The sequence below is a fragment of the Cognatiyoonia sp. IB215182 genome (genome assembly GCF_033963905.1).
Classification (GTDB): domain Bacteria; phylum Pseudomonadota; class Alphaproteobacteria; order Rhodobacterales; family Rhodobacteraceae; genus Yoonia.
This window is the reverse complement of the sequence record NZ_JAXBMB010000011.1, coordinates 32,094-44,142: the sequence shown is the minus strand read 5'-3', so window position 1 is coordinate 44,142 and position 12,049 is coordinate 32,094. Positions and strand designations below refer to the sequence as shown.

16 protein-coding genes and 1 pseudogene are annotated in these 12,049 nt (G+C 56.0%); 9 read left to right on the top strand and 8 right to left on the bottom strand.

The features are described 5' to 3' along the window. Positions 1-11 precede the first annotated feature (11 nt). Positions 12-1,037, bottom strand: a complete 1,026-nt coding sequence (locus SLH47_RS20480; RefSeq protein ID WP_320242216.1) for an extracellular solute-binding protein — start codon at positions 1,035-1,037, stop codon at positions 12-14. 194 nt (positions 1,038-1,231) lie between these two features. Here SLH47_RS20480 and SLH47_RS20475 point away from each other — a divergent pair, with 194 nt between their 5' ends. The 4 genes from SLH47_RS20475 to SLH47_RS20460 are packed head-to-tail and all read left to right on the top strand — an operon-like array spanning position 1,232 to position 3,316. Then, complete coding sequence (locus SLH47_RS20475) at positions 1,232-1,396, top strand: hypothetical protein (RefSeq protein ID WP_320242214.1); 165 nt, start codon at positions 1,232-1,234, stop codon at positions 1,394-1,396. Beyond that, a complete protein-coding gene (gene hemP / locus SLH47_RS20470) occupies positions 1,396-1,563 on the top strand; it encodes a hemin uptake protein HemP (RefSeq protein ID WP_320242213.1) in 168 nt (55 codons plus the stop codon). Before SLH47_RS20475 ends, hemP begins: the two co-directional genes overlap by 1 nt. Next, positions 1,560-2,039, top strand: a complete 480-nt coding sequence (locus tag SLH47_RS20465) for a hypothetical protein (protein WP_320242210.1) — start codon at positions 1,560-1,562, stop codon at positions 2,037-2,039. Before hemP ends, SLH47_RS20465 begins: the two co-directional genes overlap by 4 nt. 14 nt (positions 2,040-2,053) lie before the next feature. Continuing rightward, positions 2,054-3,316, top strand: a complete 1,263-nt coding sequence (locus SLH47_RS20460; protein WP_320242208.1) for an imelysin family protein — start codon at positions 2,054-2,056, stop codon at positions 3,314-3,316. 126 nt (positions 3,317-3,442) lie between these two features. On the opposite strand, the gene SLH47_RS20455 is transcribed toward SLH47_RS20460, so the two are convergent. Beyond that, positions 3,443-4,123 carry an IS6 family transposase gene (locus SLH47_RS20455; RefSeq protein ID WP_320242206.1) on the bottom strand — a complete coding sequence of 227 codons (681 nt, stop codon included), beginning with the start codon at positions 4,121-4,123 and terminating at the stop codon, positions 3,443-3,445. A 77-nt stretch (positions 4,124-4,200) separates the two neighbouring features. Here SLH47_RS20455 and SLH47_RS20450 point away from each other — a divergent pair, with 77 nt between their 5' ends. The 5 genes from SLH47_RS20450 (at position 4,201) to SLH47_RS20430 (ending at position 7,078) form a co-directional block, all read left to right on the top strand. Further along, positions 4,201-4,953: a helix-turn-helix domain-containing protein gene (locus tag SLH47_RS20450; RefSeq protein ID WP_320242205.1), complete on the top strand. Its 753-nt coding sequence runs from the start codon at positions 4,201-4,203 to the stop codon at positions 4,951-4,953. 31 nt (positions 4,954-4,984) lie between these two features. Beyond that, entirely contained in the window at positions 4,985-5,275 is a 291-nt protein-coding gene (locus SLH47_RS20445; protein ID WP_320242202.1) for a type II toxin-antitoxin system CcdA family antitoxin, read from the top strand. Further along, positions 5,275-5,574, top strand: coding sequence for a CcdB family protein (locus tag SLH47_RS20440; protein WP_320242200.1), 300 nt, complete (start codon positions 5,275-5,277; stop codon positions 5,572-5,574). The genes SLH47_RS20445 and SLH47_RS20440 overlap by 1 nt, the downstream gene beginning before the upstream one ends. A gap of 492 nt (positions 5,575-6,066) precedes the next feature. Further along, positions 6,067-6,672 carry a hypothetical protein gene (locus SLH47_RS20435; protein WP_320242198.1) on the top strand — a complete coding sequence of 202 codons (606 nt, stop codon included), beginning with the start codon at positions 6,067-6,069 and terminating at the stop codon, positions 6,670-6,672. A gap of 106 nt (positions 6,673-6,778) precedes the next feature. Beyond that, positions 6,779-7,078 (top strand): Ig-like domain-containing protein, encoded by a 300-nt coding sequence (locus tag SLH47_RS20430; protein ID WP_320242196.1) that lies wholly within the window; start codon positions 6,779-6,781, stop codon positions 7,076-7,078. 534 nt (positions 7,079-7,612) lie between these two features. Here SLH47_RS20430 and SLH47_RS20425 read toward each other — a convergent pair. From SLH47_RS20425 to SLH47_RS20400, 6 genes and pseudogenes are all read right to left on the bottom strand, one after another. Beyond that, on the bottom strand, positions 7,613-8,140 hold the full coding sequence (locus SLH47_RS20425) for an outer membrane protein (protein ID WP_320242194.1): 528 nt from the start codon (positions 8,138-8,140) through the stop codon (positions 7,613-7,615). Between the two features lie 791 nt (positions 8,141-8,931). Further along, positions 8,932-9,735, bottom strand: a complete 804-nt coding sequence (locus SLH47_RS20420; RefSeq protein ID WP_320242192.1) for a glycosyltransferase family 25 protein — start codon at positions 9,733-9,735, stop codon at positions 8,932-8,934. After that, a complete protein-coding gene (locus SLH47_RS20415) occupies positions 9,705-10,088 on the bottom strand; it encodes a hypothetical protein (RefSeq protein WP_320242190.1) in 384 nt (127 codons plus the stop codon). The genes SLH47_RS20420 and SLH47_RS20415 overlap by 31 nt, the downstream gene beginning before the upstream one ends. A gap of 64 nt (positions 10,089-10,152) precedes the next feature. Further along, positions 10,153-10,281 (bottom strand): annotated as a pseudogene (locus tag SLH47_RS20410) (transposase domain-containing protein); the annotation flags it as partial. Between the two features lie 108 nt (positions 10,282-10,389). Next, on the bottom strand, positions 10,390-10,989 hold the full coding sequence (locus tag SLH47_RS20405; protein ID WP_320242188.1) for a histidine phosphatase family protein: 600 nt from the start codon (positions 10,987-10,989) through the stop codon (positions 10,390-10,392). Beyond that, a complete protein-coding gene (locus tag SLH47_RS20400; RefSeq protein WP_320242186.1) occupies positions 10,989-12,047 on the bottom strand; it encodes an ABC transporter ATP-binding protein in 1,059 nt (352 codons plus the stop codon). The genes SLH47_RS20405 and SLH47_RS20400 overlap by 1 nt, the downstream gene beginning before the upstream one ends. Between the last annotated feature and the right edge of the window lie 2 nt (positions 12,048-12,049).

Below are 12,049 nucleotides of genomic sequence, written 5' to 3'. Positions count from 1 at the left end.
AACGTGGCTCTTTATTCCCAGCCGACCTGATTAAAGATGGCCTGTGCTTCTGGGACGTTTTTTGCAACTTCGGACAGGTCTACCGCATCTGGGCGGAAGAGACCAAGGGCGGCGACTGAGGGCGAAAGGCCCACACCAGCAACTGCCGGATATTCGTCATTGCCCGCGCTGAAGTATTCCTGCGCCTGGTCGGAGGCGAGGTATTCAAGGAAAGCAATTGCATTGTCGCGGTTTGGTGCGTTGGCAGCTACACCGCCGCCCGACAGGTTCATATGCGCGCCCTCAGCATTCTGCGCGGGGAATACCCAGCCGATATTGTCGAGTGCTTCGGCATTCAGGCCATCAACGTCCTTCCGCAGCGCGCGGGCGAAGTAATAGGTGTTCGAGATTGAGATATCGCATTCACCGGACACAAGGCCACGAAGCTGATCGGTGTCACCACCTTGTGGATCACGGGCAAAATTGCTGACGAACCCTTCGGCCCAGGATGTCGCCGCATCGGTGCCGTGGTTCTCGATAATTGCCGACACCAGTGTCTGCGAGTAGACGTTGGTGGAGGACCGGTGGCAAACCATGCCTTCATAGGCTGGATCGGCTAGGTCGACATAAGACATCGGCGGATCGGTCACGTCGGCCTTGTCATAGAAGATAATGCGCGCACGCTGGCTAAAGCCGAACCACTGATTGTCATCATCCTGCAGCGCTTCGGGAATGCGCGTTTCAAGCACCGCACTGTCGATGGATTGCAGCACTCCGGCCTCCTTCGCGCGCTCCAAGCGGGATGTATCGACCGTCAGCAGGATATCGGCGGGCGAGTTTGCACCTTCCGCTTCCATACGTGCAATCAGCTCATCCGCATTGCCTTCAATCCGGTTGATCGTGATGCCGGTCATATCGGTGAAGTCGGAATAAAGCCGCTCATCAGTGTCGTAATGACGCGATGAATAAAGGTTCAGCTCACCCTCGGCATAGGCCGAGGATGCGATCGCCGTCAGCGCGGTTGCACCGATAAGAAGTGCTTTGGTGGTCTGTGTCATGATCCAATCCCTATTTTGCGAGCGTTTTACTCAGGATTGCATTTATCATGTTGTACGCCAATGTCCAGATTCCTGAGCGAAATTGTCAGATTGACATGGGTGACAAAATCACTCAGGTTTGGACTCATCTTCCAGCCACCCGTGTTCGCAGCAAGGGAAGCCCGACAAATCACCCGATGAAAGGACTTCTCGTCATGCCCAAACCATTGGACCACTCGAAAACGACCAAACAAGACGACCAATTCTCGGTGCCGACCAAGGCCGAGCTCCTCGAAGCTTTGCAACATGATGGCAGCCGTGCGGGATTGCAGCTGGAATGGATGCTTGACCGCTGTACCGGACGTGAGGGGCGGCTGTGATGGGTATGCCGAAAATGATGCCACAACCGACGCAACCCACCCAACATCTGCCCTGCTTTGACGCGCGCGATATGGTCAGTGATGAAGGCCAGGCCAATATCGTGCTGGACGATCAAGTCTATGTCTTGCGTATCACACGCGCGGGCAAGTTGATCCTGACAAAATGAATGCGTCCCTTGCACATCGTGGCGCGGCCACTGTTGCTGTTATTGATGATTTTGACGGGCTGACAGCCGCTGCTGTTATCTACCTGCGCATGTGGTGCGAAGGTCCAGAGACGCAAACGAACGTCATGAATGACCTGATCAACACGCTGGGGAGAGGACGCGGGCACAATGCGGTTGCCGCCTTTGCAGAGCTTTGCAGCATGTGTGTTCGGCACGGGCGCCGCCCGCTTTGCCGCCATGGGTTAAATTGCCGCTGTGTTGGTGCCGATGAGGCCAGCTTTGCCCATTTCGTGGCGAGCGCCGCAGACGGAGAGCGTGAAGATGCCATGATGATCGCTATGCTGCTGGTCCGTCCCGACATGGCCCCTGCCCTCACCAGCTTGGCTGCGGATTTCGGCCTCGCGCTCAAACAAATGAACCTCGCCGCGCCAAAAGCGGTCGCGAAGAAACCAATTCATCAACCAGTACTTCACTAACAGGGAAAAACCTCATGAAATCCACGTATATCGCGTCAACGGCATTGTGTCTGGCACTTGCGACGCCTGCTCTGGCGGTCGAAAAAACGGATGTCCTCGACACTTATGCCGATATGGCGGCGGCCAAATATGCTGATAGTCTAACATCTGCAAAAGTGCTGCAAACTACGATCAACGCGCTTGTCGCCGATCCGTCCGCAGAGAACCTAGAGGCCGCGAAGGAGGCTTGGCTTGCCGCCCGCGTTCCTTACCAGCAGACTGAGGTTTTCCGCTTCGGCAATGCCATCGTCGATGATTGGGAAGGCAAGGTGAACGCGTGGCCACTCGATGAAGGGCTGATCGATTACGTAGATGCCTCTTACGGTGGTCCAACGGATGAGAACGCCGCAGCGACGCTGAATGTGATCGCCAATGCGTCTTTCACTCTGTCCGGTGAGACCGTGGATGCATCCACCATCACGCCGGCCCTTTTGGAAGACACACTACAAGAGGCGGACGGGGTGGAGGCGAACGTCGCCACCGGATATCACGCCATTGAGTTCCTTCTGTGGGGGCAGGACCTCAACGGGCACGGGTCGGGCGCAGGCAACCGCCCCTGGACGGACTATGCGCAGGGCGATGCTTGCACGAACGGTAATTGCGACCGCCGCGCGGAATATCTGGTGGCGGCAACTGACCTCCTGATCTCAGATTTGGAATGGATGGCCGCGCAATGGACAGATGGCGGTGCGGCCCGCGCGGAATTGATGGCCGACGCTGATGCAGGCATTGCTGCAATGCTCACCGGTATGGGCTCGCTTTCTTACGGCGAAACTGCTGGTGAGCGGATGCGCCTTGGTGTCATGCTGAACGACCCCGAGGAAGAGCATTCCTGCTTTGCAGACAACACGCATAACGATCATTTCTACAATGGTGTGGGCATCCAGTCTGTCTATCTTGGCAGCTATACCGGCATCGACGGCACCGTGGTAAGAGGACCATCGCTTTCCGATCTAGTGGCCGAAGCCGATCCCGCGCTGGATATGGAAATGAAAGCGAAATTGTCCGATGCCGTGATGGCTTTGGGCCGTATCAAAACCGCAGCCGAGGCGGGCTTTACCTACGACATGATGCTCGCACGTGGCAATGATGCAGGCGAAGCGTTGATCATGGGCGGCGTGAACGGGTTGATTGATCAGACCCGCTCCATCGAACGGGTCATCGCGGTTCTGGGCGCGGATGGGATCGAAATCGAAGGCTCCGACAGCCTCGATAATCCAGACGCTGTGTTTCAATAACTGACCCAAAAAGCTCGGAAACAGGGGCGGTGCTGTCGTGGCACCGCCCTTTCGCTTTCGAGTAAGTTGGTACGGTTCTGTCGCAAAAATTCTTTCAGCGCCGGGAGAGGCCTTTTCCGGACGCGGTTATCCTGCGAGCTCAGCAAACTGGCGGAAACCACAGCTCCGTGCGCCAAGCTGGCATTTGCGGATCATGTGCGCCACTTCGATCCCGGCAAGCGTAGCGGCGGCTGATGCAAAGCTCTTGAAGCCCAGCATGGTTCGCGTCACCCGTTTGATGAACCCATGATCCTGTTTGATCATTTTGTTGAGATACTTCGATCGGACTGTGTCAATTTTTACCGGGATCATAAGCCGTTTGAAGATCTTGTTGATCTCCGTGATGCCCGCCGCATTGCTCCGGCTCTTATCGATCGTGATCCGATTGGGGATGCCGTTGTTCGACAGGGCATTGGCGAAGAACTTTTTCGCGGTTTTGGTATCGCGCTTATCAGACAGCATGAAGTCAAGGGTTTGACCGTCCCGGTCGACGGCCCGGAACAGGTACATCCATTCACCCCGCACCTTGACATAAGTCTCATCCATCCGCCAAGACTCTGCAGTCTTCGCTCTCCGTTTCTGTGCAATCCGCGCCACCTCGGGCGAGTATTTTACGACCCAGCGGTTCAGTGTGGCATGATCAACGGTGACGCCACGCTCAGCCATAATCTCTTCGAGATCGCGATAAGACACCCCATAGCGCACATAGAAGTAGACCGTGAACATGATCACGGGCGTTGGAAAATGCGCACCTTTGAAAGAGATCATGCAGTCGCCTCAGTTGCCGCCCAGTCCATCGTCACCGCATTCTTATCGCAAGACTGCCAAAAGTTTGCGACAGAGTCTTGGCGGGCGATCGGGTGCCGGCGGAGCGGTTGGCCCTGTGGCTCACCCTGCGTCTGGCGGGCGACACGGAGGATGCCCAGGCCCTGGCACGGGCTGGCTGGGCTGCGCGGCGCCTGCAAGGGGGGCTTGGCCCGCAGGATGATCTGGCAACGTTTCTGGGGCGACAATCTGATGATGCGCGCCTCGCCGATCAGATTGCCGACTGGCAGGAGGTGATGGGGCAGGGCGCCAAGCTGCATCCAATCAGCCGCGCGGCACTTGGGTTCTATCTGTGGCCGGTTGTGGGGCTGTCAGCGGGGCTTGGCGGGGCGGCGCCCTTGCCGTTGATGGAGGCGGCGGTGGTGGCGGCGCGGTTTGCCCTGCAGGAGGGTGGCGCCGAGGATGCGCTGTTCCTGCCGCTGGCGCTTGGCGGGGCAGGGGGCCTGCGCGGCACCGGCACACCGCAGGACCGCCTGCAGCGCTGGATCGCCGGGGCCGATCATGCGACACGGGCAGCCCTGCGCGTGCTGGATAGGGTCCAGGCCTGGGAGGATCGCGCGCACGCGACCTGTGCGCCCCTCTCTGGCCGCACCCCACCACAACTGATCCACCTGCTCAGCGCCTGGCCCCTGATCAGCGCACCCCTGGCCGAGGCCGAAACCGGCGCCAGCCGTGCGGCCATCCAGCGCAACCTCAACCGGATGACGCAGGCCGGGATTATCCGCGAGGTCACAGGACAGGGCAGGTACAGGTTCTGGACCGCAAAGGTGTAGATGGTTGGGGCGTGCGAAATGCGCATGCAACATGCGCATAGTTGGCGCGCATAACTTCAAAGGCTATTCTTTCGATAAGGGAGATGGAACAATGAATGTTCACGCACGGAAACCCACAAATCTATCGCTTGATACGTCTTTACTTGCGGAAGCCAAAGAACTGAAAGTAAATCTCTCGCATGCGGCGGAAGAAGGTGTGCGACGCGCCGTGGCGCTCGCGAAAGCGGAGCATTGGAAAGCCGTTAATGCAGCTGCACTTCGGAGTTCAGATTCTTACGTTGACGAACATGGATTGCCACTCGATCGGTTTCGTCAGTTCTGATGCCCAAATATGATGTATTCCGTGACCCGTCAGGGAGCGGCTTTCTCTTGGACGTGCAAACCGATCTTTTGAGCGACCTGAACACCCGGGTGGTTGTGCCGCTCTTGCCGAAGTCCAGCGCACCGAAACCGGCGACAAGATTAAACCCGTCTTTTGATGTCGATGGCGAAAAAGCTGTGATGGTCGCACAATTCCTTGCCGCAGTCCCGGTCGGGATACTTGGTGGAACCGTCCGCGATCTCTCTGATGAGTTTGAACAAATCACAAACGCCATGGAGATGATTATACAGGGCTTTTGATGAACGGGGCCGTCAAAGAGGTCCAGTGGGGCTGATGCTGTATGCTGACGGAGCACTGCCATCCTGCGGCAGGCGTCATTCTGTGATACTCATCCCGCCCATGAGCTTCAGCCGTGCGAAGACGGTCTGTGCATAGAGTTGGCTGGACTCGGCGTGGCGTCGCAAACCGTAATTGATGCGTAATCGTATCTATCTCTGCGACCAGGCAACTGTTTGGTTAGCCCGTGTTGACAATATGACAATCCTGACAGGCTTAGACATCACCATAGCTGATACCTATTCAAATATAGGATTTCAGTATTTTCCCATGCGGCGATCTGGTTCCAGTGTTGGATACGAGTCGAACTCGCCGGACATATTTGGGCACAGTCAAACAGCAAATCCCGGAAGGTCGGCTCGGAAAGAAACGCCAGATTTACGCTCGTCGCCAGCGTATTCGGGATGTGCGCGAGATCAACGTCGATACACTACCAATTTGAATTGGAGAAAGCCGTGACTGTCACCAACAACTCACTTGGCGCAGGTCGTGATATTGTCGGCGTGAGTGAGTTCCGGGTCGGTGAATTCACAAGTGGCGAACAAAAAAAGCCAAGTATTACGGAGCTCGCCAATGGCAACCTCGTAGTCACCTGGACGTCTGATGACGAGCAGCAGGACGGTACGATCGTTTCTGCCATTATGGCCCGAATTCTGGATGCAAATGGCGATGAGATCGTCAGTGAGTTTAGCGTCAGGGAATTCACCAATAACTGGTTATGGGACCCGAGTGTAACGGCCCTCGCCAATGGCCACTTTGTCGTCACGTGGGAGGCTTATGACGGGCAGCAAGGCGATACGCCCGGTTCTGCCATCAAGGCCCGTATTTTTGACGCGAATGGTGTTGAGATCTTTAATGAATTCCTGGTTAGTGAGTTCACCTACGGTGGTCAATCGACCTCCAGCGTTACAGCCCTCACCAATGGTAATTTCATCGTCACCTGGCACTCTGATGACGGGCTGCAAGGTGATGCGTCTTCTTCTGCGATCAAGGCCCGCATTTTTGATGCGAACGGCGTTGAGATCGTCAGTGAATTCCTGGTCAATGGAACTCGACTGTGACAAACCTTGCCAATGGCGATTTTGTCGTTAGCTAGCAGTCAGATGACGGGCAGAAGGGCGATGCTTCCGGCTCTCCCATCCCGGCACGCACTTTGGTGCAAACGGTGTGGCTCAAAGCCCCACTACGATCACAAAAGATGCTGTCATCTCGATTGATACCGCCACTCTTCTGGCAAACGACAACGATGTCGAGGGGGATGTGCTGACGATGGCAGCCGTTTCTACGACAAGTACCCATGCGGCCGCCCTGACGCTGAACACCAACGGGACGATCAGCTATGATCCAACCAACGCAGATGCTGTTCAGACCCTGACGGACACATTCACCTATACGGTCGAGGACGGTAATGGCGTAGAGAACACCGCGACCGTATCAGTTTTGTTAATGAAAAAGGCGAAGCGCTAATCCTTGGTGGCGCTGGCAATGACGACCCGCATGGCCGTGGAGGCGCCGACCATTTGGATGGCGGGATTGGCTTCGATTGGGCGGGCTACGTCTCTGCAACGTCTGGTGTCACAGTTGATCTGGCCAATGCTTCTGCCAATACCGGCGAAGCTACGGGGGATCTCTTGATCTCCGTTGAAACTCTTGAGGGATTGAGCCCTGCTATCTGACGAACCAGCAAGTCTTTCAGTTCACAATCCATGGCTGCAAAGAATTCTGCCGATCCTAATTTCTGATGCGTTTTGATCAGCGCCGGCAGCCGTTTTCATGTTTCAACGAGTTGCACGCGCCCTGATGCCAAGGCTTTGAGACGGCGGTACTTTTCCTGTGGCAGGTTACGCCCTGCATCGGGTCTGAACACCATGAACTGCGCAATCAGTTCTTGGAAGACCTTGGGATAGTGATCGCTGGTGTTAATCTGGTCCGTCGTGGGGTGATGAGTACATAAGACGCCCGCTGCGCACCAGACACCTGACCGGCGCGCATGACAGAAGACTAGAACTGGTAAGCGACACGCAGTCTAAAACTGTCGAGGTCTGCCGGCTCGTCGTCCGCAAGCGCGCTAATGACGGCGCCAGCTACTTCATACTGGGCTCCGATGACGACGCTTTTATCGAATTGGTAGTCGATGCCAAACTGAGTCTGTACGATGACGTCGCCGCTTTTGTTGTTGTCTTCATCTGCACTGCCCACGCCTTGACTAAAATAGACAAGCATTTCATCAAAGGACCACCCAAGGCGTAAGGCGGCCGTTGTGAAGCCAGTCAACTCAGCAGAACCGATACCATCTTCAGCAAGCACTTTCGTGTATTCAAGCTCCAGCCCTGCAACCAGACTGCTGTACTGATACTGTGCACCAGCAAAGGCGGAGGCTCCCGCCTTCTCCTCTAAACTGCCAAGAGCCGCGCCAGCATAAACGCCGCTCCATTCCGCTGCAGCCGCACACGGCAGGGCCGCAATAATCGCAGCGCCGACAGCTTTGTAAAATACTATAATCAAAGTAGTCTCCAATTCGGTAGGCATCTCGAAGATCACCCAGCAACTTTAGTGCCGATGCTTCATTTAGGCGTTTAGGTTGTAAAAGGTCGTGAGCGTCTGATGTTTCGACCTTTAATGATGAACTGGGCGTCTGGCTGCACGGTACTACTTACCGACGATCACCATGAAGGGCATGGCTGGCGGGAGATTCTACTCGCCACACTAGGTATACGTAAGCGCGGCGTTCAGCTTCGGTGAGATGCGACAAAGCCAGATTTGCGTATGAGCCGGGTAGGTGTGCAACCAAAGCAGAAGCGCTCCTTCATCGGTTTCAAGGACTGGTCCAATCTTTGTAGTTTCGTCGCTGTTGGGTTTTGACAGGGACGCTATGCCTGCAAGCCGCATGGTTGCGTTCGGAATGATGTCAGCCGTGTTGTGCGTTATCATAGCCTGTTCCTGCTGGGCGATTGAAATGGCGTGATGGAAACCTGCCTCAGCCGACGTGACGAAAGCCAACTCTTAGTTGGATCCGCGAGCCCGCTCTCCTTTATCATTCGCGTTTGTGGCCTCATAGCCTGGGCGCTTGCCCAATCTGACAGCAACCAGGATAAGAAACTTCATGTTTTCAACTGTGAGTGAATGAGCGCCAGAGAACCGGCTAATTGCTCCAGTTTGTGGTATACCTGCGTGTCGCAACGTTGATTGCCCTACGATCGGTGGCCCCACGCAGAACAAGAAGCCGCTGGGTCCGCACGGATTTCGATATCTCTATCGTTGTCTTTCATCCCGATGGCACGAAGCGACTTTCCGAGTCTGATTTGGATAAACAGATCGATCTATTCAAATGAGGCTGCGGTGTCCTCGAAGCTGACACTTGTCAGTTTGGCGCGAAACATGAGCCGATAATAGAGAGCGCGACTGATATCTTGGACCTTTGCAACCGTGCGCCGGATCGGTCTGAAAAGCTCTCGTTTGATTTTCTTCCACCCGAAAGGCATGCGCTGTCGTTGGACCAATTTCTTGGGTTTGGGTGGGGCGATGGTTGAGCTAGCCGCAGCTTTTGGAAGGAATTGTGAGACGACGTTGTGGTTGGCCTGCGTACAGACTGCGGGGTGCAACTGACGGTAGTTCAGTTCCAGAAAATCAGGATCGCCCACACTGAACATTTGGACATCGATGGGCCCGCCTATAATCTGTGTCTTCAGCAGTAGCCTTGCGGCGGCCTCCCGCGAGATAATGTAACCAGCTGTACTGCGCATATCGGATACGGAGCGAGATAACCTGAAACCGGGCAGGTTAGCCGAACGAAAGTCGGTATGAAAGCCAACGATTTCTGACGTGTCGATCTTAACGCAGTCGACGGCCTCTGGCACCCATGCGTCGTCTTGGAGAACGGTTCTGATCTTTTGTGATATGAGGATGTCGTCTTCAAAAACCGTAGCATATTCGTGGCCGGACGCGCATATTTTGCGCCAGACCTTACGATGGCTGAGTGCACAGGCGATCTCTGTCGGCGTCAGGCGCCACCTCTCTTTTGCTCGCGTTGAAAGCAGTGGTATATCAGCCTGTTCCAAGGCGCGTCCATCCACGGCAGCCATGCGCGTGGTTTTCAGCCCCAGTGATCTGAATTGCCGCTCCATGTGATGGCGCCGCAGAACAGACCAATCAAGATTGATGTAGTAGGATTTGATAGGCGCCATTTGTCTATCTTACAAAGAACGAGCGACCCTATTGGGCCAATTTCTAGGATTAGATTAATCAGCGTTGGCTGCCAAAATAAAATATAAATTAGCGATGGTTTGATAGGAATGCTGTATCCTTCTTTGTCTGGTGGAGAGTGTTGCGTGAGCGTCCCGTCAGCTGCAATCCAATTGCTGATATCTAGAGCAACGATCGCAATCAGCAGGGTCACGACGATGGCCGTGAACCAGATCCTCAGAAACAGAACACTGGCAAGAATAAGCACCAAGACAATCAGGCCCAATTGTTCCATGAGGAACAAACTAGCCGTTTGGTCTTGCCGCTCTGTCACCGTATGACAGGCTTCGTTATTCTGCTTAAGCAGAATAACGCCATGGCATGAGCTCGTCGAGGTGTGTGATTTTGTGGTCGGCGATTTGTGCGAGGACCCAAGTGAGCCAGGCTTGTGGATCGACCTTGTTGAGCTTGGCAGCTTCGATCAGGGTATCAAAAGAAGGAAACAGGAACGGATTCTACGCCTAAACGGCCCGGATCAGCGGGAAACTGCATTGACACATAAGGGTTCAAATATGATGGACCAATATCTACGCGATCTAATCAGGCGCTCCAAAATCGAGGCTTTCCGACAGGTAGTTGAAGAGCTCCAGCCGCGGGGGCTTGCCGTTGCCCAACCGAAGCGCGCTCAGGCTTGCCGGAGCGACAGGAATGATCTGCGCGGGGTCGAGCCCGATGTACCGCTGAAGGATCGCCCGGATCACTCCGCCGTGGCAGACGACGAGAAGGTTCTGACACTCCGTCACCCGCTCCTCCTCGATCACGCCAGTTACGCGATCCACGAAGCTGGTCCATGTTTCGCCGCCCGGAGGAGTGGAGGTGCCCCCCCGCCAGCTTTGGTAGGCGCCCTCGTCCTCGGCTCGAATGTCGTCGATCGAGCGGCCGGTCCAGTCGCCGACGTCAATCTCACGAAGGTCTTGCGTGAAGCGTGGTGTCTCGGCTCCAATCCGATGCGCGGTGTCTTGCACGCGTGCAAGATCGGACGAGACGGCCCGACAATGCCCGATCTCGTCGATCACAGGGCGCAACGCATCGGCTTGGGTTTTGCCGAGCTCGGACAAACCGATATCCGCCTGGCCCTGAAGCCGCCGTGTCGCATTCCACTGTGACTGCCCGTGCCGAACCAATAGTAAGCGCATCAGCCGATCCTCTCACCATCGGGGCCGAACCAGCTGTCAGGATATGGCGGCAGGGAAAACTGGATCGTGTCGCCGATCCGTGCCTGGGGTGCACGGTCGACAATGGCGGTCAATCGCAGTCCGTCACGCAGTCCGGTGACCATCGTGCGCCCTGCGATGGTGCTCGTCTCAACCAGTTCCATCGGCAGCGTGGTATCACCTTCGCTGTCGCTGAGCGTCATTGCCTCGGCGCGATACATGGCCATACAATCGTCAGCGGGCGGGGTGACGGGCATGTGACGACCGCCAACAGTATAGCCGGTGCCGTTCTTGACCACCGGCACCATGTTGTTGGGCGGCGTGCCGACAAAGGTTGCCACAAACGCGGTTTCCGGATGGTTCACAAGATCGGCGGGCGTGCCGAATTGCTGGACCCGACCTTGGTTCATGACTGCGACATGGGACGCCATCGTCATCGCTTCAATCTGGTCATGGGTGACGTAAACGGTCGTCGCGCCAGTTGCACGGTGTAGCCGCATGAGTTCTGTGCGCATTTCGACCCGAAGCTTTGCGTCAAGGTTCGACAGCGGCTCGTCGAACAAGAGGACTGACGGTTTCGGAGCGATGGTGCGCGCAATGGCGACACGCTGTTGTTGCCCACCGGAGATTTCGTTGGGGTAGCGATCCGCCAGTTGGCTGATGTCCAGAAGCTCCAGAACCTCCGCCACGCGTGAGGCGCGTTCCTCCTTAGGCATCTTCATGACCTTCAGAGGCCATTCCACGTTGCCGCGCACCGACATATGTGGCCAAAGCGCGTAGGACTGGAACACGAGGCCAGAGTTCCTCTTGGCCGGATCAACAGCCCAGTTTCGATTGCCGTCAGATACGGTTTCCCCGTCGAATATGATCTGTCCCGCAGACGGCAATTCGAGTCCCGCGAGCATCCGCAAGAGCGTGGTCTTGCCGCAGCCGGACGGTCCAAGCAGCACGAGAAACGCGCCATTGGGCACCGAGATCGAGACCTCCTTGACGGCCTTGAAGTCGCCGAAACGTTTGGTGAGATTACGGATTTCCAGCATAG